General features: G+C 33.8%; 25 protein-coding genes. 3 read left to right on the top strand and 22 right to left on the bottom strand.

All coding sequences use genetic code 11. The annotated features are described in order from the left end of the window. The first annotated feature begins 72 nt into the window (after positions 1 to 72). From GXW81_RS02085 to GXW81_RS02075, 3 genes are all read left to right on the top strand, one after another. Positions 73 to 795 (top strand): C40 family peptidase, encoded by a 723-nt coding sequence (locus GXW81_RS02085; RefSeq protein WP_161530990.1) that lies wholly within the window; start codon positions 73 to 75, stop codon positions 793 to 795. Positions 796 to 904: 109 nt separating this feature from the next. Beyond that, entirely contained in the window at positions 905 to 2,080 is a 1,176-nt protein-coding gene (locus GXW81_RS02080; protein WP_161530989.1) for a CapA family protein, read from the top strand. Positions 2,081 to 2,173: 93 nt separating this feature from the next. Further along, positions 2,174 to 2,530: a DUF4870 domain-containing protein gene (locus GXW81_RS02075; RefSeq protein ID WP_161530988.1), complete on the top strand. Its 357-nt coding sequence runs from the start codon at positions 2,174 to 2,176 to the stop codon at positions 2,528 to 2,530. Here GXW81_RS02075 and GXW81_RS02070 read toward each other — a convergent pair. From GXW81_RS02070 to GXW81_RS01975, 22 genes are all read right to left on the bottom strand, one after another. Beyond that, a complete protein-coding gene (locus GXW81_RS02070; RefSeq protein WP_161530987.1) occupies positions 2,527 to 3,273 on the bottom strand; it encodes a LytTR family DNA-binding domain-containing protein in 747 nt (248 codons plus the stop codon). The genes GXW81_RS02075 and GXW81_RS02070 overlap by 4 nt on opposite strands. 10 nt (positions 3,274 to 3,283) lie before the next feature. Then, positions 3,284 to 4,306 (bottom strand): sensor histidine kinase, encoded by a 1,023-nt coding sequence (locus GXW81_RS02065; RefSeq protein WP_161530986.1) that lies wholly within the window; start codon positions 4,304 to 4,306, stop codon positions 3,284 to 3,286. A 57-nt stretch (positions 4,307 to 4,363) separates the two neighbouring features. Then, positions 4,364 to 5,023: a hypothetical protein gene (locus GXW81_RS02060; protein ID WP_161530985.1), complete on the bottom strand. Its 660-nt coding sequence runs from the start codon at positions 5,021 to 5,023 to the stop codon at positions 4,364 to 4,366. 350 nt (positions 5,024 to 5,373) lie between these two features. Next, positions 5,374 to 5,544 (bottom strand): hypothetical protein, encoded by a 171-nt coding sequence (locus tag GXW81_RS10340; protein WP_185153008.1) that lies wholly within the window; start codon positions 5,542 to 5,544, stop codon positions 5,374 to 5,376. Between the two features lie 166 nt (positions 5,545 to 5,710). Further along, a complete protein-coding gene (locus tag GXW81_RS02055) occupies positions 5,711 to 6,379 on the bottom strand; it encodes a hypothetical protein (protein WP_161530984.1) in 669 nt (222 codons plus the stop codon). Between the two features lie 83 nt (positions 6,380 to 6,462). Continuing rightward, positions 6,463 to 6,606 (bottom strand): hypothetical protein, encoded by a 144-nt coding sequence (locus tag GXW81_RS10335; protein ID WP_185153007.1) that lies wholly within the window; start codon positions 6,604 to 6,606, stop codon positions 6,463 to 6,465. A gap of 121 nt (positions 6,607 to 6,727) precedes the next feature. Continuing rightward, positions 6,728 to 6,922 carry a hypothetical protein gene (locus tag GXW81_RS02050; RefSeq protein WP_161530983.1) on the bottom strand — a complete coding sequence of 65 codons (195 nt, stop codon included), beginning with the start codon at positions 6,920 to 6,922 and terminating at the stop codon, positions 6,728 to 6,730. Positions 6,923 to 7,077: 155 nt separating this feature from the next. Beyond that, positions 7,078 to 7,281, bottom strand: coding sequence for a hypothetical protein (locus tag GXW81_RS02045; RefSeq protein WP_161530982.1), 204 nt, complete (start codon positions 7,279 to 7,281; stop codon positions 7,078 to 7,080). Continuing rightward, positions 7,278 to 8,669 carry a radical SAM protein gene (locus tag GXW81_RS02040; RefSeq protein WP_161530981.1) on the bottom strand — a complete coding sequence of 464 codons (1,392 nt, stop codon included), beginning with the start codon at positions 8,667 to 8,669 and terminating at the stop codon, positions 7,278 to 7,280. The genes GXW81_RS02045 and GXW81_RS02040 overlap by 4 nt, the downstream gene beginning before the upstream one ends. After that, on the bottom strand, positions 8,659 to 9,405 hold the full coding sequence (locus tag GXW81_RS02035; RefSeq protein WP_161530980.1) for a prolipoprotein diacylglyceryl transferase: 747 nt from the start codon (positions 9,403 to 9,405) through the stop codon (positions 8,659 to 8,661). The genes GXW81_RS02040 and GXW81_RS02035 overlap by 11 nt, the downstream gene beginning before the upstream one ends. 70 nt (positions 9,406 to 9,475) lie before the next feature. Next, complete coding sequence (locus tag GXW81_RS02030; protein WP_161530979.1) at positions 9,476 to 9,844, bottom strand: YraN family protein; 369 nt, start codon at positions 9,842 to 9,844, stop codon at positions 9,476 to 9,478. Between the two features lie 3 nt (positions 9,845 to 9,847). Further along, positions 9,848 to 10,777, bottom strand: a complete 930-nt coding sequence (locus GXW81_RS02025; RefSeq protein WP_161530978.1) for an LD-carboxypeptidase — start codon at positions 10,775 to 10,777, stop codon at positions 9,848 to 9,850. 6 nt (positions 10,778 to 10,783) lie between these two features. Next, positions 10,784 to 11,470: a LysE family translocator gene (locus GXW81_RS02020; RefSeq protein WP_161530977.1), complete on the bottom strand. Its 687-nt coding sequence runs from the start codon at positions 11,468 to 11,470 to the stop codon at positions 10,784 to 10,786. A 46-nt stretch (positions 11,471 to 11,516) separates the two neighbouring features. Further along, positions 11,517 to 12,485 (bottom strand): tryptophan--tRNA ligase, encoded by a 969-nt coding sequence (trpS, locus tag GXW81_RS02015; protein WP_014937644.1) that lies wholly within the window; start codon positions 12,483 to 12,485, stop codon positions 11,517 to 11,519. A 97-nt stretch (positions 12,486 to 12,582) separates the two neighbouring features. Then, positions 12,583 to 13,278 (bottom strand): HAD family hydrolase, encoded by a 696-nt coding sequence (locus GXW81_RS02010; RefSeq protein WP_161530976.1) that lies wholly within the window; start codon positions 13,276 to 13,278, stop codon positions 12,583 to 12,585. Positions 13,279 to 13,476: 198 nt separating this feature from the next. Continuing rightward, positions 13,477 to 14,067, bottom strand: a complete 591-nt coding sequence (locus GXW81_RS02005) for an RNA polymerase sigma factor (protein WP_161530975.1) — start codon at positions 14,065 to 14,067, stop codon at positions 13,477 to 13,479. A gap of 178 nt (positions 14,068 to 14,245) precedes the next feature. Next, complete coding sequence (locus tag GXW81_RS02000; RefSeq protein ID WP_161530974.1) at positions 14,246 to 15,778, bottom strand: YifB family Mg chelatase-like AAA ATPase; 1,533 nt, start codon at positions 15,776 to 15,778, stop codon at positions 14,246 to 14,248. Positions 15,779 to 15,822: 44 nt separating this feature from the next. Beyond that, positions 15,823 to 16,911 carry a mannose-1-phosphate guanylyltransferase gene (locus GXW81_RS01995; RefSeq protein WP_161530973.1) on the bottom strand — a complete coding sequence of 363 codons (1,089 nt, stop codon included), beginning with the start codon at positions 16,909 to 16,911 and terminating at the stop codon, positions 15,823 to 15,825. Positions 16,912 to 16,920: 9 nt separating this feature from the next. Beyond that, a complete protein-coding gene (locus tag GXW81_RS01990; protein WP_049334464.1) occupies positions 16,921 to 17,502 on the bottom strand; it encodes a SprT-like domain-containing protein in 582 nt (193 codons plus the stop codon). A gap of 80 nt (positions 17,503 to 17,582) precedes the next feature. Further along, positions 17,583 to 18,191 (bottom strand): 50S ribosomal protein L25/general stress protein Ctc, encoded by a 609-nt coding sequence (locus tag GXW81_RS01985; protein WP_004916215.1) that lies wholly within the window; start codon positions 18,189 to 18,191, stop codon positions 17,583 to 17,585. Positions 18,192 to 18,247: 56 nt separating this feature from the next. Continuing rightward, a complete protein-coding gene (locus tag GXW81_RS01980) occupies positions 18,248 to 19,186 on the bottom strand; it encodes a ribose-phosphate pyrophosphokinase (RefSeq protein ID WP_161530972.1) in 939 nt (312 codons plus the stop codon). A 94-nt stretch (positions 19,187 to 19,280) separates the two neighbouring features. Further along, positions 19,281 to 20,798 (bottom strand): G-D-S-L family lipolytic protein, encoded by a 1,518-nt coding sequence (locus GXW81_RS01975; RefSeq protein WP_161530971.1) that lies wholly within the window; start codon positions 20,796 to 20,798, stop codon positions 19,281 to 19,283. Between the last annotated feature and the right edge of the window lie 10 nt (positions 20,799 to 20,808).

Raw genomic sequence — 20,808 nt, 5'->3', positions numbered from 1 at the left:
ACTTACCTTTGTAAGGTCTTTTTAAAGAAAAAGAATTCTTTATTTAATAGGGACTACTAAAATAAGTCAGAAATGAAAAACAAAAATTTAGTATACGTTTTATTAGCTTTAGTCGCTTTTTCTTTACAGTCATGTGTAAGTAACTATGTAGTTACAGCTACTCCTTCTAATGCTAACACTGAGTACAAATCTAATACCAAAGTACCTAAAATAAGCAAAGCAAGTTTAACTTCAGCAAAAAAATCTCTTTACCAAGATGAAGCTGAAGCTAATTATGTTGCAGCAAAAACAACTTTAGCAAGAGTAAATAATTTAGAAACTAAAGCCGAGATAGAGAAGGCTATTAAGCACTCACAAACAATAGACGAAATTCTTAATCAAGCGAGTACTTATTTAGGAACCCCTTACCGTTACGGAGGCACTACTAGAAGTGGCATAGACTGTTCTGCATTTGTACTGTCTGTATTTAACGAAGTTACTGGCATAAGCCTTCCTAGAGTAGCTGCTGCACAGGCACAAGAGGGCGAAGTAGTATCGAAAGAAGAATTACAAAAAGGAGATTTATTATTTTTCTCACAAGGAAGAGGAAGAATTTCTCATGTTGCAATTGTCCATGAAGTAACCGCAGAAGGTGATGTGAAGTTTATACACGCCTCTACCTCTCAGGGTGTGAGCTTCTCTTCATTAAACAGCAATTACTGGAAATCTAGATTTAGATTTGCTAAAAGAATATTAACACCTGAAATGGTAATAGCTCAACAAAAAAAGCAAGATATACAAGCAGCTTCTTTATAAAAACTAAATACTTATTTGATATAAATAATAAAAATCCGATATAGTTATATCGGATTTTTTATGCTAATAAAATAGTATCTATCTTTTAAAAATCTATTATATTTACCCCATGAACATTATTGAATATAAATCTATGAGAATTTGGAAACAAAGCCTATGGGCTACTATAGGTTTATTACTACTAGGCTTTTCTATATATTACATTTTAGCTGGTTTAAAACACAATAATAAAGTAGATATTTCAACTAAAACAAATACTACACAAGTAAATAACATAGAGCCAAATATATCGCCCTCTGCAACCGTTCAAAATCAAGATAGTTTGAATATTATTGCGGTAGGAGATGTCATGTTTGGCTCTAATTTCCCAGACCCTTCTTTTCTTCCTCCTGATGGTGGTAAAGAACTAATGGCTGAATTTAAACCTTTTATAAAGGATACAAATGTTGCATTTGCCAATGTAGAAGGCGTATTTTTAGATTCAGGAGGTACACCTAAAGGAAAAGGAAATAATATTTTCTGTTTTCGCCAACCCACTGAAATGGCTAAAATTTACAAGGATTACGGATTTAATCTTTTGAGTCTAGCTAACAATCACATGGCAGATTTTGGTCAAGTAGGGATAGAATCGTCTCAAAACACATTGCGTCAGCTAGAAATAGCTTTTGCGGGGTCTAAAGCTCAACCCTACACTCAGCTAATAGCTAATAATAAAAAGGTTGGGTTTGCTGCATTTGCTCCTCATACAGGCTCTCAAGATATGAATGACCTAGAAACCGCTATATCTATAGTTAAGGAGCTTAGAAAAAATAATGACTTTGTGATTGTAAGTTTCCATGGAGGAGCAGAAGGTGCTAAACACCAAAGGGTCACCAGAAAAAGAGAAATCTTTTATCAGCAAAATAGAGGTAATGTCTACGAATTTGCCCACCAAATGATAGACGCAGGAGCAGATGTGGTATTAGGACACGGTCCTCATGTGATAAGAGCTGTAGAAATGTATAAAAATAAATTTATAGCTTATAGTTTGGGAAACTTTTGCACTTACGGACAATTTAACCTCAAAGGAGATAATGCTCTAGCACCTATGCTCAGAATTCAACTTGCACCCAATGGAGAGTTGGTAAAAGTGAAAGTAATAAGTGGAATTCAGACAGGGAAAGGGGGTCCTATATTAGATAACGAACAGAGAGCATTTTATAAAATAAAAGAACTCACAGAGCTGGACTTCCCAGAAACAAACTTAGAATTCAGCAACGGATTTATCCTCCCAAAATACAATTAATAGCTTCTTGTATTATTTTTTAGCTATTAAATAGTTTTATAAGATTATTCAATATCAAATAAATTAGTTATTTTCGTAAAAAACTTTATAAAAATGGAAAACCTTAATTTTTCTCAAATGAAAGAAGACAAAGATATGTTGTTTCTACTACATTTATCTCAATTATTTAATCTTATTACAGGATTCGGTGGGCTTATAGCTCCTATCTTAATTTGGGCTTTCAAAAAAGATGAAATACAGGGAATAAATGAACAAGGCAAAGAGGTTATTAACTTTCAAATCACTATGTTTCTATCCATTTTGGTATCTATACCTTTATGCTTTATTCTGATAGGTTTTTTATTCATATCTATTATAGCACTTCTTATGATTATAGCACCTATTATACAAGCTATTAAATCTAAAGATAATCAATCTGTAAGATATCCTTTAACTATTAGATTTATTTAAAATCCTCCTTCTAGCCAAGATTTAAAGTGTTTTACTCGCTCTCTGCTTATTGTAATTTCTTGCTCTAACGGGTGATTGAGTTCCACTTTGTAGTATGGGGAAGTGTTAATATTTTTAATATGCTCTAAATGGATAATAAATTGTCTACTAACTCTGAAAAATTTCTTTAAATCTAACAGTTTTTCTAACTCATCTAAAGTAAATTCCGTAGGATAAGCTCTGTTCTCGGTTTGAGCATAAACGATTTTGTTTTCGCTGTAAAAACAACTAATATTTTCTATACTCAATACCTTTAAATTATATCCTACTTTAGCTACAACTCTTGTGAGTTTAGGTGTTTTCTTTTGGATAAGTTCTTTAAAATTTAGCTGTTCGTAGCCTTGTTCTTTTGGAAGAAAGGAGTGAAATTTCTCTATCGCTTGTTCTAAATCCTCTTGTGAAAAAGGCTTTAGTAAATAATCAATAGAGTTAAGTTTAAACGCCTTTAAAGTATATTGGTCAAACGCCGTAGTATAAATAATAAAACTTTTGGTAGGCACTTGTTCGAAAATATCAAAAGACAGCCCATCACCTAACATAATATCCGAAAAAATAAGGTCAGGGTGTGATTGTGTTTTAAAATAATCAACGCCTTCCTCTACCGAAGCTAAAGTTGCCACTACCTCTATCTCTGGAAACTTCTCTAACATTCGTTTTAGCTTTCTTGCGGCTAATTGTTCGTCTTCTATAATAATTGCTTTCATTTTTTTAATATTATATCAAAGGGATTTCTACACGAAAAATAGTTTCATTTTTAACAATATTCACTTCCTTATGCGTGAGTAAGGCGTAGCGTTGTTGAATATTTTTTAATCCAACGCCTGTACTACCTGCGGACATCTCTCTCGCTTGTAAATTATTTTCTACCATCAAATAAGACGAGGTGGTATAAACCTTAATATTCAACGGTTTTTGAGTGGTAGCAAAGTTGTGTTTAATCACATTCTCCAACAATAATTGTAAGGACAATGGCACTACTAAATGATTTTCAAAGTTGGGATTTATATCAAAACTAAAATTAACACTGTCTTCAAAACGGGTTTTAAGGAGTTCGGCATAGGTTTTTGCAAAGCTGATTTCTTCGGCAACACTTACGGTTTTTTTGTCCCTTTGTTCCAAAACATAGCGGTATATTTTAGACATATCCTCCGTGAATTTTTGGGCTTTCGGTGGGTTTTCCTCAATCAACGCCGTTAAGACATTTAAAGAATTAAACAGAAAATGCGGGTCTAACTGAGTCTTTAAACTTTGAAATTGTGCCTCCGAGGCTTTGGCTAATTGTTCCTGCACTTCTATTTTCTCTTGAGTGCTTTGTTGCAAGGCTTTCATAAAACCATAGGCGTGAAGAACAGAAGATATCAATAAAGCAAAGATAACCATAAATAAATTTACAGAATGTGATTTGGCACTAAAGTAATCCTCTGCGGGCATTCCTTGAATAATTACAAAATTGAAATAATTAAGCCCATAAGCAATAATAATATTAATAATAATCACGATTATTCCCCCAAAAAGTCTAGGTTTAAGTTGGGTCGTCCAATTGTATTTTTTATCTAAAAACTCGTTTAGCAAGCCATTAGTAATACCAAACCCAAATGTATATAGAAGCGATATTGCCCAACTAATAAAAAAGTTATGAATTGTTTTTTCAGGTGTAGCAAATAAAAAGAAGAAAAGGGCAGAAAGTACACTTACAATAAATAAAGTGCGTATATTTTTAAAAGAAAATGTTTTCATAAGTTAAATTTTGAAAAAGATGGTGAGGAAAGTTCTTCCTCACCAAAATATTTATATTTACTTCAAAGATAAGAAATACTGAGCCTCTTTCTTGCCCCAATGAGGTAATAGTTTTTGTTCGGCTTCTTGGGTTTCAAACTGTTTTAAGGCTTTTTCAAATAGTTTTAAACCAAGTTCCTTACTTCCACCGTGTTCTTTTGGTGTATAGTACACTGTTTCAGCTTCCAGCAAAGTAATTCTAGGATTATTTGGGCTAAGTTTTTTAGCCTTCGCTAAATTTTCGCCATAAGATTTGCCATCAGTCGCATAATATTTCTGTGGATTTATCATCATTCTCAATCCATTGATGCGAGCTTTGAGAATATAAATCTCTGCATTTTCAGGCGAAAGGGCTTCTGCCTTTTTCATCCATTCTTCAGCTTGGTTGGCTAGTGTTTCTAGTTTGGCTTTATCGGCGTAATTACCTCTGAACCCTTCCATTACACTATTGTAACTCGCATAATAGTAAGGCAACCACTGGTTAGGATTTTCCTCGGCTATTTTCGCAAACGCTTTAGTTACAGGAGCCAACTCTTGGGCATTTTTGGATTGTTCCATCTGAACAATGCTCTTTTGTAGTTGAGATTGATAATCGGTTTGTGCGTGTGCAAAACCTGTGCTAACAACTACTGCTAAAACAGCGACCCATTTCTTTGTGTTTAAAACTTTGTTTTTCATAATAAGATATTTTTTTGTTAAACTTTCTGATGCAAATGTAAAACGAACCTTTACCCTAAAGAAAAATATCTTACTGAACGGTACTATTGGGTAACTGAACTGTAAAACTTACCTATTTAAGCCCTATGTGAGGAATTTCAAAACCATTTTAAGGAATTTTAATGATGTACGTTCAGTTTTTTTGAATTATGTTCAATTTTATGGATAAAAACCATTCATTCTTCTATCGCCCCAAGTTGTTTTCCTGTTTTTTATCAACCATTTATGTTGCCCATTGTCATTATTCTTTTACCCCACCTTATTTTTATGTTGCCCGCTATTTTTTTGAGTCGTCCCACCTTGTTGGTCTATCACCCCAGATATTTTTTTGTTTCCCCAGTTGATTTTTGTTTTGCCCCCAATGTTTTTTGGGTGTTTTTAACGAAATGGTTGAGGAAGGTGGTTTTGTCCGTTCCAGCTTTTTCTGTGAGAAAGAGACTTGGGTTGGTGTGTTCAGCTAAATCGAATAGCTGCGAGTTCATTACCCATAATTATAAAAAATAGGGGGCGGCGGAAATGGTTGGAGTATTGCCGAAAGCGAGGCTTCTTAGCACCCAACTTCAACTGAAATCACTCTTCGAAAATAAACAAAATTTTATAAAAAACAACTTCAACCCGATTTTGGCAATACCTTGTTGATGGTAATGCTTATTTGTCAAGCTCGATTTTGCTTTTATTTTTTGATTTCAATCGTCTGTTCCAATGTACAATGTAAACCGTTCCTAAAATTGTCGGCATAATCCAAACTAATGTTGTTCCAATATGTAATCCAGCAACTAAAAAAGCGGTTACAGAAGCTATCAATGCTCCCATCATTCGTCCTAAATGACTAATTAACCAAGCATCTTTCTTTTCGGTAAAAACCTGAAAAGTTTGAAAATCTCTTATTGTCATAAACACCCCAAAGCCACCAAAGAAAAGATATAATATACTATTTTCAATTTTCTGAATCATTCCAATAATTCCAAGTATTAACATTCCAATTGAAACTAAAAGCATTATTCCAGATACTAGCTTGTCAATCCAGTCTGCTTTGGTTTTAGTCTTATTCTTTAATGTCAATGCTCGGTTTCCTGCCAGAATCAGATAAATTGTAAATATTCCGATTAGAAATAAAAATAAATTCTCGTGATTGGGCATTCTGGCTACAATAAGTGAAATCAATGAACTTATTATCATTGTGTATGAAAATATTTTCCCCGTTCTTTTGTGATTAAAACCTCCTTTTTTCACGAAAATACTTATCATTCCTGTTATTAAACCAAGTCCTCCAAAAAAAGCGTGAATATAAATAAGTATCTTAATTGTTTGTTCCATACTTTTTAATTATTTAGTTGTTTTTAATTTGTGTTGGGATTGAACAGTATTACCACCAACTCTCTAATTACAAGAGCCAACTCTTAGGCATTTTTGGATTGTTCCATCTGAACAATGCTCTTTTGTAGTTGAGATTGATAATCGGTTTGTGCGTGTGCAAAACCTGTACTAACTACTACGGCTAAAACCTCAACCCATTTCTTTGTGTTTAAAACTTTGTTTTTCATAATAAGATATTTTATTGTTAAACTTTCTGATGCAAATGTAAAACGGACATTTGCCTTAAAGAAAAATATCTTACTGAATGGTAGTTTTAAATGAGTGAACGGCTATTTATTATTAAAATACTTAAAATAATCCTCCACAAATGCCAATGCCTATTATGATATATACTCCAGCTAGAATAAAAAATATATTAGCCACTTTAGGATTTTTTTTCCTCAAAAGAATCCCTATAATGCTAAATAATAACGGAGGACCAAACATTATTATCATCATAAGAGCAACTAATCCATTTAAATTACCAGCTTCTAATATTGTCATATTTGTTTTTTTAATTTATCTAACTGAATCCTATAAAATCATTTCATAATCAAACACATGCGACATCTACAAACCTCATCTTTCAAAGATGCTCTTATAAATTAAGATATTTTGTTAAACTTTCTGGCACAAATTATTCACCTTAGAAAAAATGGTTATTTAAATCCTCCACAGATACCAATACCTATTATAAGTAATATGAAAAATAATATGAAATACACCCATATTAAATTAAAAAAGACTTTAGCTGCTTTAGGGTTCTGTTTTTTTACCAAGATACCTATAATACCAAAAAGTATAGCTGGGCTTGATATTGCCAAGAGGGCTACTATAATATAGGGCAATTCTTCTAATGTCATATTTCTTTTTTTAATTGGTTCAAATAGTCTACCTTTTCGTCTCTGTAAAACAAATTCATAGTTTCAAAAGGTATAATGGTATTGTCTTTATTTACAATGTGTACGCAAGATTTTTTTATGGCACGAACATCAAAATTATAAGCATCAATAAATTGCATAATAATAATTCTGAATAAGTTATCATATCCTAAATTAGGAGCTTCCACAAAAGGAAGACAACACAAAAGACTATGCAATTTAGAAGAAGCCTTATCAGTAGATGTCCCTGTGCTAAATATCTCAAACATTTTTTGATGCAGTGCTTCATCTTGCTCATACACAATGGTATTTTTACTATTATCTAGCAAGTCTGCAGGGTTAATATATCTTGTAAGTGGGATATTATTTCCATTTAGTTTTAATACGTAGCCCATCGCCAATGCATCTGGATTGCACGGAACAGGAATTAAATCATCTGGTGTAAATATATCCGTCTGTTCCAATATCTTTCTACGAACCTCTGTGAGTGTAATTCGGTCGGTTTCATGATTAAAATGTTCTAATCTTCCTGCTATTTGCGTAGGTTGAAAAGTAACTCCTCTTACACATTTTTGTTTAAGCCCATACTCTATTATCTCACCCATTTCATCATCATTAAGCCCTTTTTGTAGGGTGACTACTAAAGTAGTTGAGAGGTTTAATTCGTTTAAATGTTCTATTGCTTTTTCTCTAATTTTCTTTAGAGTAGCTCCTCGCAGTGATAATAAAGCCTCTTCTTTAAAAGAATCAAACTGTAAATAAATTTCAAAGTCAGGAGCATAGCCTTTTAAGCGTTTTGCAAATTCGAAATCTTTAGCAATACTAATCCCGTTGGTATTTACCATAAGATGTTTTATTGGAAGCGTTTTGGCGTAATCCAATATCTCAAAAAACTGAGGGTGTATTGTAGGCTCTCCTCCACTTATTTGCACCACATCAGGCTCCTTCTCATTTCTAACGATGGTATCTAACATCGTTTTTACCTCTTCTAAAGTTCTATGTCTTCCATAAGTAGGAGACGAACCTGCGTAGCAAGTAGGACAGGTTAAATTACAACGGTCTGTTATTTCCACAACTGTAAGACACGAATGCTGCTCATGATCGGGACACAATCCACAGTCGTAGGGACAGCCATAATGGGTTTTAGTATTAAACTTATATGGCATTTCAGAAGGTTTGTTATAGTTTCTGATGTTCTTATAATACGCTATATCATCAGCAATTAACACTTTAGAATTACCATGTTCAGGACATCTTTTAAGCATATAAACCCTGTTGTCTTCAAATACAATTTTAGCATCAATACGCTTTAAACATTCAGGACACAAACTAAGGGTATAGTCGTAATAAGTGTATTTTCTAGTAGGCATTTTTTATTATTTTTTTAATGGTAGGGTAGTAATAAATCCAACAAACTATGCAAAGCCATTGGATACTGCTTAAACCTAAAGTATAGAAAATATTAGGCTTAATAAATTCAATTATAAATCGAAAACCGAAATAAGACAGCATAAATATTTTAAATAGTAAGCCATTCTCTTTCTGTAAAGTTACTTTATTTTTTTTCAAAAATAGAAAAAGAAACACCAAAAATATTATTTCATATAAAGAAACAGGGTGTCTATAGAGCCCGTCTCCCAAATCCATTCCTGTAAAAAGTTTGGTTTCTTTTCCATAAGTAAATTCATTAATTCCAGTAAGAAAACAACCAAATCGACCAATAATAATCCCAACGATAATAGGAAAGGTAAATAGGTCTCCCGAAGATTGTTTTTCCTTGATTATCTTTTTCATTACTTCAACCCCAATAAGTCCGCCAAATAATCCGCCCATAATAGTCTTGGTGTTGAATAATTGGATTAGTTGATTAGGACTGAAATCAATCAAAACTGGATTCTCTAAAAAGCCAATTAGCCGAGAGCCTAAGAAAGCTCCAATGATAGCTCCCAAAATAATAGAAACTCTATTTTGGCTGGGTATAGTGTCCTGCACCGACTTTCTCAACCATACATAATATCTAAAGCCAACAAAAAATGCTAAATACTCCAAAATCAAATGGATATTTAATTTTACTCCAAATACTATAGGTTCAAAAGGTATGGTCAATTTTTATTTTTTAGAAAAGTTACTTCCCAAAGGTACATATTTTAGACAAAAGTAAAGCCTAAAAATAAACCTATCCATCTATACTTTCAAAGGCACTTTCTATATGAGTGATTTCAAACGCATTTTGAGATGTTTTAATAATGGAAACAATGTCAAATCTTACTTCCACATTTTTCGGATAGCTTTGTAGAAATTCGTTAGTGGCAGAGATAATGAGTTTTATTTTTCGCCTGTTCACTGCTTCGTGAGGCTCTACCAAAGTACTGTGTTGCCTCGCTTTAACTTCTACCACCACTAGAGTATTATCTTTTTCGGCAATAATATCTAGCTCTGCTTTAAGGTATCTAAAGTTCTTGGCTATGATATTATAGCCCTTTTGTTCTAAGAAAAATATGGCTTGATTTTCGGCTTCCTTTCCAAAATCATTATGCTCTGCCATTATTTATAGATAAAAAAGTTCTGCTTTTTCAGAGGTAATTTCAAGGCGAACCGAAGCTCCCAAAATAAGCGGCAAATTATGATAGATATGCCCATTAGGAAACTGATACATCACAGGGATTTTATATTTCTCCAATCTTTGTTTCACAATTTCATAAGCAAAGCTATCAAAGCTGTCTTCATAGTTTGGATTATCGGTTTCGGAGCCCATATTCGTCATACCACCTATGATAAGCCCTTTTATTTTTCTGAATGCTCCTGCAAGTTCTAGCCCCATCAGCATTCTATCAAGGGCATAAAAGTTTTCGCCTATATCTTCTATAAAAAGGATTTTATCTTTAAAATTAAAAGAATATGGACTTCCCAATAAGGCATAAACCAAAGCCAAATTTCCACCTATTAAAATGCCTTCTGCAACACCTTCTTTATTAAATGAATGTGGTGTGATTTTATATTTAGGAAGTGTCCCCTCAAGAACATCAAAAATAAGCTGATAACTTTCTTCCGATACCCCAAACGAAGCGGTTTTAAGTGTTTGCCCGTGTATACTAGCAAATCCGTTTTTTAGAAGATAGCTTTGGATTACAGTATTGTCCGAATAACCTATATACCATTTAGGATTCTCTCTGAAAGCAGATAACTTAATCTTTTTAATGAGATGTTGACAACCATAACCTCCTCTAGTTGTCCATACTGCTGAAAGCTCTGAGTTAGAAAATGCCCAATTGATGTCTGATAAGCGTTCTTTTTCTGTTCCAGAATAATTGTATCCATTCTTAAAAATCCCCAAGCAATGCGGACTTAAAATAGACTCATATCCTTTAGATTGTATTCGTTCTATACCTGCTTGTATTTGTGAAGCCTCTACGGCACCTGCGGGAGAAATAATGCCTATTTTAGCTCCTTTTTTTAGTTTTTCGGGAAATGTTATCATATACAATTATTTTCTGTTTTTTAGAGAATCCCTCACATAGCCGCTTCTTTCTAACTCTTGGTCAAACTTATTAAATTTTTTGAAGCTCTGCATAAATATAAATACACTAATGATAACCAATATCCCTCCCACAGTACTCCGTATTTTATTAGCTAAGTTTTGGGTCAATTTATAATGAAACTGCTTTGCTAAAAGGATTTTAATTAAATCTATCCCAATGTAGGTGGCTATCATAATTCCAATATATAATGTAAATTTATACGGATTAGGATATTGGTTTCGCACTGATATTACAGTAACCAACCAAAATAAAACTACACCTATATTAAGAATATTCAATAAAAAGCCATTTAAAAAAGTTTTAAAATAATTTTGACTGATGATTTTCTGTCCTCCCTCTATCCTCATTTTAGTTTTGGAGACTATCATAAAAATCCCATAAATGAAGATAATAAAAGCCGTAATTCTATAAAAGCTAGGATATTCGTCTATAATCTCTACTAAATCATCACTTGCAAAGTAGGCCACCAAAATACAAACCAAATCTGCAGTTATAACTCCTATATCTAAGGTTAATGCATGCCTTGCTCCACGCGAAAAGCTAGTTTCTATAAGTAGGAAAAAGATAGGTCCTATAAAAACCAAGCTCAACATTAGCCCTAAGCCGATAGCAGAAAATATAAGTTCTAGCATTTAGTTTTTTTCAATATTACAAAATCTTTAGCAAATGACCTAACAACTACATTCCTAGGTTTTTTCTCACCCTAGCTAAAGTTTCTGCTGCTACTTTTCTAGTTTTTTCTGCTCCTTCTTTTAGTTTAGCTTCTAGCTCATCAAGGTGAGTCATATAATAATTAAATAGCTCCCTCTCCTTTGAATAAGTTTCTAAAATTAAATTAAGAAGTTCTGTTTTAGCGTGTCCGTAGCCAAAGTTTCCTGCTAAATATTTCTGCCTTAATTGCTCTGTTTGTTCTGGCGTAGCTATTAGCTCGTATAAAGCGAATACTTTATCTGTTTCAGGGTCTTTAGGCTCTTCTAAAGTTTTAGAATCCGTTTCTATAGACATTACCTGTTTTTTAAGCTGTTTCTCTGGTAAAAATATATTGATGATGTTTCCTCTAGATTTAGACATTTTATTACCATCAGTACCAGGAACATACTTAGTATTTTCTTGCAGTTCTTCTTGTGGTAATACAAAAGTTTCACCCATTTGATTGTTAAATCTAGCACCCATATCTCTCGCCATTTCTAAGTGTTGCAGCTGGTCTTTTCCTACAGGAACTATCTCTGCGTCGTACAGAAGTATGTCCGCTGCCATTAGAACAGGATAAGTAAAAAGCCCAGCATTTACATCTGCCAAACGGTCTGCTTTATCTTTAAATGAATGAGCTAAAGTAAGCCTTTGATAAGGGAAAAAGCAAGACAAATACCACGATAATTCACACACCTCAGGTATATCACTTTGTCTATAGAAATAAGTTTTTTCTGTGTCAAGACCAAAAGCCAACCAAGCAGCCGCTATTTCGTAGGTGTTTTGTTTTAATACCTCTGCATCTTTTATTTGGGTTAAAGAATGCATATTGGCAATAAATAAAAACGATTCATTTTCAGGGTTTTTAGATAACTCTATTGCTGGGATTATCGCTCCTAACAAATTTCCTAAATGAGGTGTTCCCGTAGCTTGAATTCCCGTAAGTATTCTTGACATAGTATTTCTAATTTTTAAAATTAAATATCCCTTCCTTTATCAGGAAAGGATTTACAAAAGTAATGATTTTTTACCACTCCTTGTGGGAGTACATTTTTTAAAGATAATGTTCTGCCTCCGCTAAAGATTTAATATTGATAATACCTTGCTCCTCAAAACCTTCGTTGAAGACATCAAAAAATAAAACCTTCATTCCAAAATCTCTAGCACCCAAAGCATCTGCAATCCAGTCATCTCCTATAAAGTAGGACTCCTCCACCGTTGCCTTCGCTTTATCTAAAGAGAGTTGGAAAATCTCAGGATGAGGTTTTCTTAGTCCTATTTCGTCTGCACTTGTTACTGTATCAAAGTAATGAGCAATGTCACTTCCTTCCAACTTTCTATGAGTAACCTCCTGAAAACCATTAGACAAAATATGAAGAGTATAGCCTTTATCTTTTAAATAATCTAAAATAGAAATACTACCCTCTACCAGCTCGTTGTATTCTATAATCTCATCTAGAAAAAGATTTTCAAAGGTTTGAGACAGCTCAAAATCATCTAATCCAAAATGAAGAAACACATCATAAAAACGATGTTTTCTTAATGTTTCTTTATCTATAATCCCGTCTCTAATTTTAGCCCAAAGCTCTTCGTTAATGGTATGATACACTTCGTGAAAGGTTTCAAAATCTACTCTGATTTTATCCTCAATCGAGTATTTATTAAAAAGATTTTGGAGTGTGAGTCTCGCATTTTTACGATGATCCCAAAGCGTGTTGTCTAAATCAAAAAAAATATGCCTTATTTTCATAAGGCACAAAATTAGTTAATTTTTTGGAAGTACATAAACTCTCTTCTTGGAGGAAAGCACTGATAAAGATTTTGAGAAATCTAATAAAAATTTTATAGTAGAGGGTTTGGGTAATTTTACCTTTACTATACTAGGATAAACTTTTTTCATAGGCATATATACTTTACCATAGAACGAAAAGCTTAAACCTTTTAGTATTTACCTTGTTAAAATTATTTGATTTTCTTCCATTATTTTTCTAAGATTCATCACAGCATACCTTACTCTGCCTAAAGTGGTATTGATACTACAATCCGTATGCTCTGCAATTTCCTTAAAACTAAGTCCATCAAAAAAACGGAGTTTTACCACTTCCTTTTGGTTATCTGGTAAGAGTTGTATCATTTTCATAAGGTCTTCATTTATCTGAAGAGAAATTAAATAATCCTCTATATTTTCCGTAGGTTCGCTAATATGGTCAAAAATAGAAAACTCATCATCTGAATATGAGGTTTCTGAAACTTTTTTGTGCTTAGATAACAATCGATAATGGTCTATAATCAGGTTATGAGCAATACGCTTTGCCCAAAGTATAAATTTGCCCTCATCTTTATACTCTCCTTTTTTTAGCTTAACGATAATTTTCATAAAGGTATCCTGAAAAATATCATTTGCTAGGCTTTCATCTAGCACTTTGTAAAGAATAAAGTTGAAAAGATCAGATTGATTTCTTTCTATAAGCCTTTCTAGGGCAACTTCATTGCCATTTTGGTACTCTTGTATGAGCAGACTATCCGTAATTATTTCCATAACTTTACCTTTAATTTAAATCAAAGTAAAACACAGCTCCTTACTTGGAAGACCGTTGATTATTACTAATTATTAAATGATTAAAAAATGTAAAGTTATCTCTATAAATGTCTATTTTGAGAGGACAAATGTATATAAAAAATATGATATTTAAGATTTTTTAACAAAAAAAGCTATTTTAAACTTTCCAAAAATCTCTATCTAGACTTCTATACTGTATAGCTTCCGCAATATGATGGCTTTGTATATTGGCTTCTCCTTCCAAATCTGCTATGGTTCTAGATACTTTCAAAATACGGTCATAAGCCCTTGCAGAAAGATTTAGTTTTTCCATAGCATTTTTGATTAAAAGTAGTGACACTTCATCTAACTCACAAAAACGCTCTATTTCTTTAGGTCCCATCTGTGCATTGTAGCTAATAGATAAATCTTGATAGCGCTCTTGCTGTATTTCTCTTGCCTTTAGAACTCTTTGTCTAATAATCTCGCTAGACTCTCCTTTTCTTTTGTCAGACAGCTGGTCAAATTCCACTTTTTGAACTTCTATATGAATATCTATCCTATCCAAGAGAGGTCCAGAAAGTTTATTAAGGTAGCGTTGCATCTCAAAAGAAGAAGAGGTATTATTAGGGTCATCAGGGAAAAATCCGCTAGGGCTAGGATTCATAGACGCCACAAGCATAAAACTAGCAGGATAGTTTACCGTAAATTTAGCTCTAGAAATAGTAACTTCTCTATCCTCCAAAGGCTGTCTCATAACTTCTAGAACGGTTCTTTTAAACTCTGGCATCTCATCTAAAAATAACACCCCATTGTGAGCCAAAGAAATTTCCCCAGGTTGAGGATAACTGCCGCCACCTACTAATGCTACATCGGAAATAGTATGATGCGGCGACCTAAAAGGTCTGATGGTCATAAGGGAAGCTTCTGCTCCCATCTTTCCTGCTACGGAATGTATTTTAGTGGTTTCCAGCGCTTCTTTCAATGTTAAAGGAGGAAGAATACTTGGAATCCGTTTTGCTAACATTGTTTTACCACTTCCTGGCGGACCAATGAGAATAATATTATGTCCTCCTGCCGCCGCAACTTCCATTGCTCTTTTAGCGGTCTCTTGACCTTTAACTTCAGAAAAGTCAAACGGAAAAAGATTTACTTTTTTATGAAATTCCTCTCGTGTATTGATTTTAGTTGGTTCTAAAGGATAGTTCTCATTAAAAAAATCTATTACTTCTTTGATGTTTTCTATACCATAAACTTCCAAATCGTTTACAATAGCAGCCTCTCTTGTGTTTTGTTTCGGTAAAATAATTCCTTTAAAACCTTCTTCTCTTGCTTTTATTGCAATGGGTAACACTCCTTTAATTGGTTGTAAACCTCCATCTAACGAAAGCTCTCCCATAATAAGATACCGCTCTATCTCTGGAGCTATAATCTGACCAGATGCAGCTAAAATCCCCAACGCAATGCTTAAATCATAAGCAGAACCTTCTTTTCTGAGGTCGGCAGGAGCCATATTTATGGTAATTTTTTTCCCTGGCAATTTATAACCTACATTTTTAAGTGCAGCGGAAATTCTATGACTACTTTCCTTAATAGCATTGTCTGGCAACCCTACTAAATGGTAACCTACTCCTTGATCTACATTAACCTCTATTGTAATGGTTTGTGCGGAAACACCATGTATAGCACTACCGTAAACTTTTACCAACATCTGTTATAGATTTTGAGCTAAATTTAAGCGTTTTTATTTAAATACTACATAAAATCTTCTCCGTTTTTGATATTCTTTAAATCTAAAACAAAATCTTTTATTTTTTGATCATTTTCTCTAGGACAGATAAGTAGTGCCTTTTCTGTATCTACCACTATATAATCTTGTAGCCCATCTATAATTGCCAATTTATTACTTTCTTTTAACCTTATTACATTTCCTTTAGAGTTATAGGTTAAAATATATTTAGAATTGGTGGAATTTTGCTCTTTGTTTTTTTCAGCATTGTCGTAAACAGAATTCCAAGTTCCTAAATCGCTCCAACCAAGGTCTGCAGGAATCACATAGACATTATCTGCCTTTTCCATAATCCCATTATCGATAGATATTTTTTCTGCTTTTGGATATATTTTTTCTATACAATTAGGTTCAGTCTCATTAGCGTCGTAGTCACATTCATCAAAAAGATGCTTCATCTCAGGTAGATGCTTGGAGAATGCTTTTATAATACTTTTAGCAGACCAAATAAATATCCCGGCATTCCAAAGAAAATCTCCTGCTTCTAAGAATGTTTTAGCAATCTCTAGGTTAGGTTTTTCGGTAAAGGTTTTTACTTTTAGTAGTGGTATACCTTTCCCTTCTACAAACTGAATATAGCCATATCCCGTATCTGGACGGGTAGGTGTAATCCCTAATGTGATGAGATAGTTGTTTTCTGCCGCAACATTTAACCCCAATAGAGCTTTGTCTAAAAACCTGTCTTCCTTTAAAATAAGGTGGTCTGCAGGGGTAACTATTATTTGAGCATCTGGATTTTGCTCTGCAATAATATTAGCCATATAGATATTACAAGCAGCAGTGTTTTTCATTATAGGCTCTCCTATAATATTTTGCGGGGGTAGATTTGGTAACTGTTCCGATGTTAGGCTAACATATTCCTTATTAGTAATAACAAAAATATTTTCGGCAGAAATCAACTTAGATACTCGGTCATAAGTTTGTTGTATCATAGTTCTACCCACACCTAGTATATCTTGAAATTGCTTAGGATAGCTTTGGGTACTTAGAGGCCAAAAACGACTCCCAATCCCCCCTGCCATAATGACACAATAGTGATTTTTATTATATTCCATTTCTCTTATTTAATCAATTAAAATCTCTGCAAAAGGACTGAACAAATATTGCCTCCCTGTATCCAGATGAGTACAAAGATAACGCTTTTTCTTTTTTTCAATCATTCTAAATTTGGCGTTTCTGAAAGTAAAAATCTGCCCTTCGTCTAAATTTTCTATAAATAAAGCTCCATCTCTGTTTTCTTTTTTAAAATACATTTCTAAATCCCGACTCGCATTAAAACTTGCCTTAGGATTTTTAGAGAATTTTAATAATATTTTTTGAAAATCAACATCATAAATTTCCAAGCTTTCTAATATTAGCTCCCTAAAAGTTTGCTTCCATTCTTTGCCGTGAGGAGCTATCTTTTTATATTTCTCAAATGCTATAAGATGTGCTATTTCGTGAGTTAATACAAAAAAGAACAAAGGTTTCTCAAGTCCTCCGTTAATTGTAATCTGATGACCTTTATTTTTTAATTTCTTATAATCCCCCAACTTAGACACTCTATCTTTAGTTATTTTAATAAATACAGAATAACCATTACACCATTTTTCCACATAACTAAAAGCTCCCAATGGAAGAAAATCTACCAGCCTCTCTTTTGACATTCTATAATCTTTCCTATATACAAAAATAAAAATCCCACCTGTTAAAAGTGGGATTCATGATTATAAATTCTTATTAAATCTTATTCAGCTGCAGCTTCTTCCTCCTCTTCATCGTCATCATCAGCAATAGCTCCACCTTTCATTGCCGTTCTAGACATCTTAACTGCTACTACCACAGCGTTGTCTGGGTGCATAAATGTGTAATCTGGAGATTTGATATCACCTACATAAGTTTTGTTACCAATTCTTAGCTTCGTTACATCTATAACGATTTCGTCTGGTAAGTTAGCAGGAAGAGCTTTTACTTTAAGCTTTCTGAAAGATTGTCTAAGTACACCACCTGCAACAACCCCTCTAGATCTACCTGTAATTCTTACTGGCACCTCCATAACCACTGGTTTGTCATCGCTTAACTGATAGAAGTCCACATGAAGGATTCTGTCTGTAATAGGGTGAAACTGAATATCCTGCAATACTGCTGGAATAGTTTCTCCGTTTACTTCAATAGATACCGTGTGTGCCTCAGGAGTGTAAACCAAGTTTTTGAACGATTTTTCTTCAGTAGAAAAATGTAAAGGTTCTTTACCTCCATAAACAACACAAGGAACTAATTCAGCATCGCGTAACGCTTTCGTAGATTTTTTGCCTACGCTTTCTCTTTTCTGTCCTTGAATTGTAATAGATTTCATTTATAAAAAATTTAAAATTGTTTTATTTCTAATTGTTTTTACTTGCTAGCAATCAGTTAAATAATAAACTTATTGCTAATAGATTTATGCTCATGAACCATTTGCATTACCTCAGCAAATAATGGGGCGCAAGATAGCACTTTTATTTTAGATGACAAATTATTTTTGATAGGAATTGTATCAGTTACAATAACTTCTGTTATTTTAGAGTTTTCTATATTCTCATAAGCCTTCCCAGAAAATACCGCATGAGTAGCCATAGCTCTTACGCTTTTCGCCCCTTTTTCTATAAGGATGTCTGCCGCCTTGCAAAGCGTTCCTGCTGTATCAATCATGTCGTCTATTAAAATAACATTCTTATCTGTTACATCACCGATTAGGAACATTTCCTCCACCACATTGGCTTTTTTTCTTTCCTTGTAAGCTATCACAACCTCAGCACCTAAGTGACCTGCGTAATTTTTAGCTCTTTTTGCTCCGCCCATATCTGGTGAAGCAATGGTTAAGTTATCTAGATTTAAGGATTTAATGTAATCTACAAAAATAGTAGAAGCATAAAGATGATCTACTGGAATTTCAAAGAACCCTTGTATTTGGTCTGCATGAAGATCCATCGTCATAATTCTTGTTGCTCCTGCAGCAGTCAACAGGTTTGCTACCAATTTTGCACCTATCGGAGCTCTAGGCTTATCCTTTCTATCTTGTCTTGCAAGACCATAGTAAGGTATAACCACAGTAATGCTCTTAGCTGATGCTCTTTTAGCCGCATCTATCATTAAAAGCATTTCTAAAAGATTGTCTGCTGGAGGGAAAGTAGAGCCTATCAAAAACACTCTTCCACCTCTTACAGATTGGTCTAAAACAGGTTCAAACTCGCCATCACTAAAGGATTGAAAGTTAATTTTCCCTAATTCTTGACCGTAATGTTTTGCGATTTTCTCTGCTAAGTCTTTACTGGTTCTTGTACTGAATAGATAACTTGCCTGATTTGCCATTTTTACTTTTTTATTGAGGTTGCAAATTTAAAAAAATAAAATAAAAGCAGTTTAAAATTTTTAAACTGCTTTTACTCTTTCAATTATTTAAATTTTATGGGAATTTAATTCCTGAATAACTATTTGGACTCACTTGTGGAAGTGTGGATTTATACTTAGCGTTAATTGCTTTTATAAATTCGTTAGCAATCACTGCGTAACCTCTTCCTGTAAGGTGTACTCCATCTAACGAAAATGCTCCACCTGTTAAAAAAGAGGTAGTATATTTAACTCCATCAAATTGAATTCCAGAAGTGCTATTTAGCTCTACCATTTTAGCATTAGCATCTACAAAGGCTAACCCATAAGTATCCGCCAAAGCTTTTATACTTGCGTTATATTTAGCCGTAGCTGTTAAAACCGCCTGTTTTTCGCTTGGAATCAAAACATGTTGATCCTCCAATGGGAAGGTAACTCCATAGCCATCAAACGGAGCTATTGCATAAGGGCTATTAGGTTTAGTGTCTATTATCTTTTTCGTACTTAATAGAATTAAATCCTCCGCCGTTGTATGTCTTGCTTGTCCTAAAACCTTACCTACTACAGTTGCTTGTGCTAAAGACATCCCTGTCTTAGACAGGGCTGCTGTAATTTCAGCAGACATATCTTTAAGAGTCTCATCTTTGATTAGTAGCGGATTAGCTCCCTCTTTTAAAATTACAAACCTTCCTCCTTGTTTATACACCTCTAGAATTTGCTTAACTTCCGCTAAACTCTGGTTAATTTCACTAGCTCGAGCCGCTGTTATTAACGGAGTAGAATTATAAGGCACTGTCGTAAAGAATGGTATAGAAGTAATATCTGGAATATTCGCTATAACTCCTTTAGTAGCACCAACAGCCTTCATACCATCTAGAACAGCCTTAATAGAACCCGCCAATACATTAGGGTCTGTAATATCATTATTTCCGTAGGTTCTTGGGTCAAAGTTTCCTGTCTGGTCTTTACCAACTCCACCAGAAGCAGCGTAATAAAGAGCATCATTATTTCCTATCCATAAAGAGAAGAAAGTTGGTTTTTGAGCCATAGCATCTTTAAGCACGCTAGTGCTAGCACTTGATGCAAACCTAACAAAATACGGATTAGCCTTTCCCAATGCTAAGCCAGCTTGACTACCATAACCATCAGCTACCAAATGAAATGATTTAGCTCCTGGCACTCCCATATTATTAAAAGTTCCAGTCAGTTTATCTAAAGCCTCAGTAGGAGTTGAATATTTAGGAGTTAGAGCTCCTTCCTCTAAGCTTAACACCAATTTACCTGGAAAACCAGATAAATCACTAAAGCCTCCTACATCATTAGGCATCAGCGGCTGAGTGAAAGCTCCACCACCTGTTTTTTGCATTTGAGAAGCAATTATAGATGGATAAGACTCTAATTGTCCACTAGAGTATAACGCCCCATCTCTGTAACCAGAAGTAAGAGAGTTCCCTAAGGCTACATATTTAGAGAAATCAGCTTCTCCATTGGTGATACTAATCTTAGAAACATCTCTATCATCAAAATCTGTTTCACAACTCATTACAGATAGCATAGATACTGCTGCTAATGAGCATATAATTATTTTTTTCATAAATCTGTTA

The sequence above is a fragment of the Riemerella anatipestifer genome, from assembly GCF_009932355.1.
Classification (GTDB): domain Bacteria; phylum Bacteroidota; class Bacteroidia; order Flavobacteriales; family Weeksellaceae; genus Riemerella; species Riemerella anatipestifer_E.
Note: the sequence above shows the minus strand (reverse complement) of the source record. Positions and strands in the feature narration are given on the sequence as shown.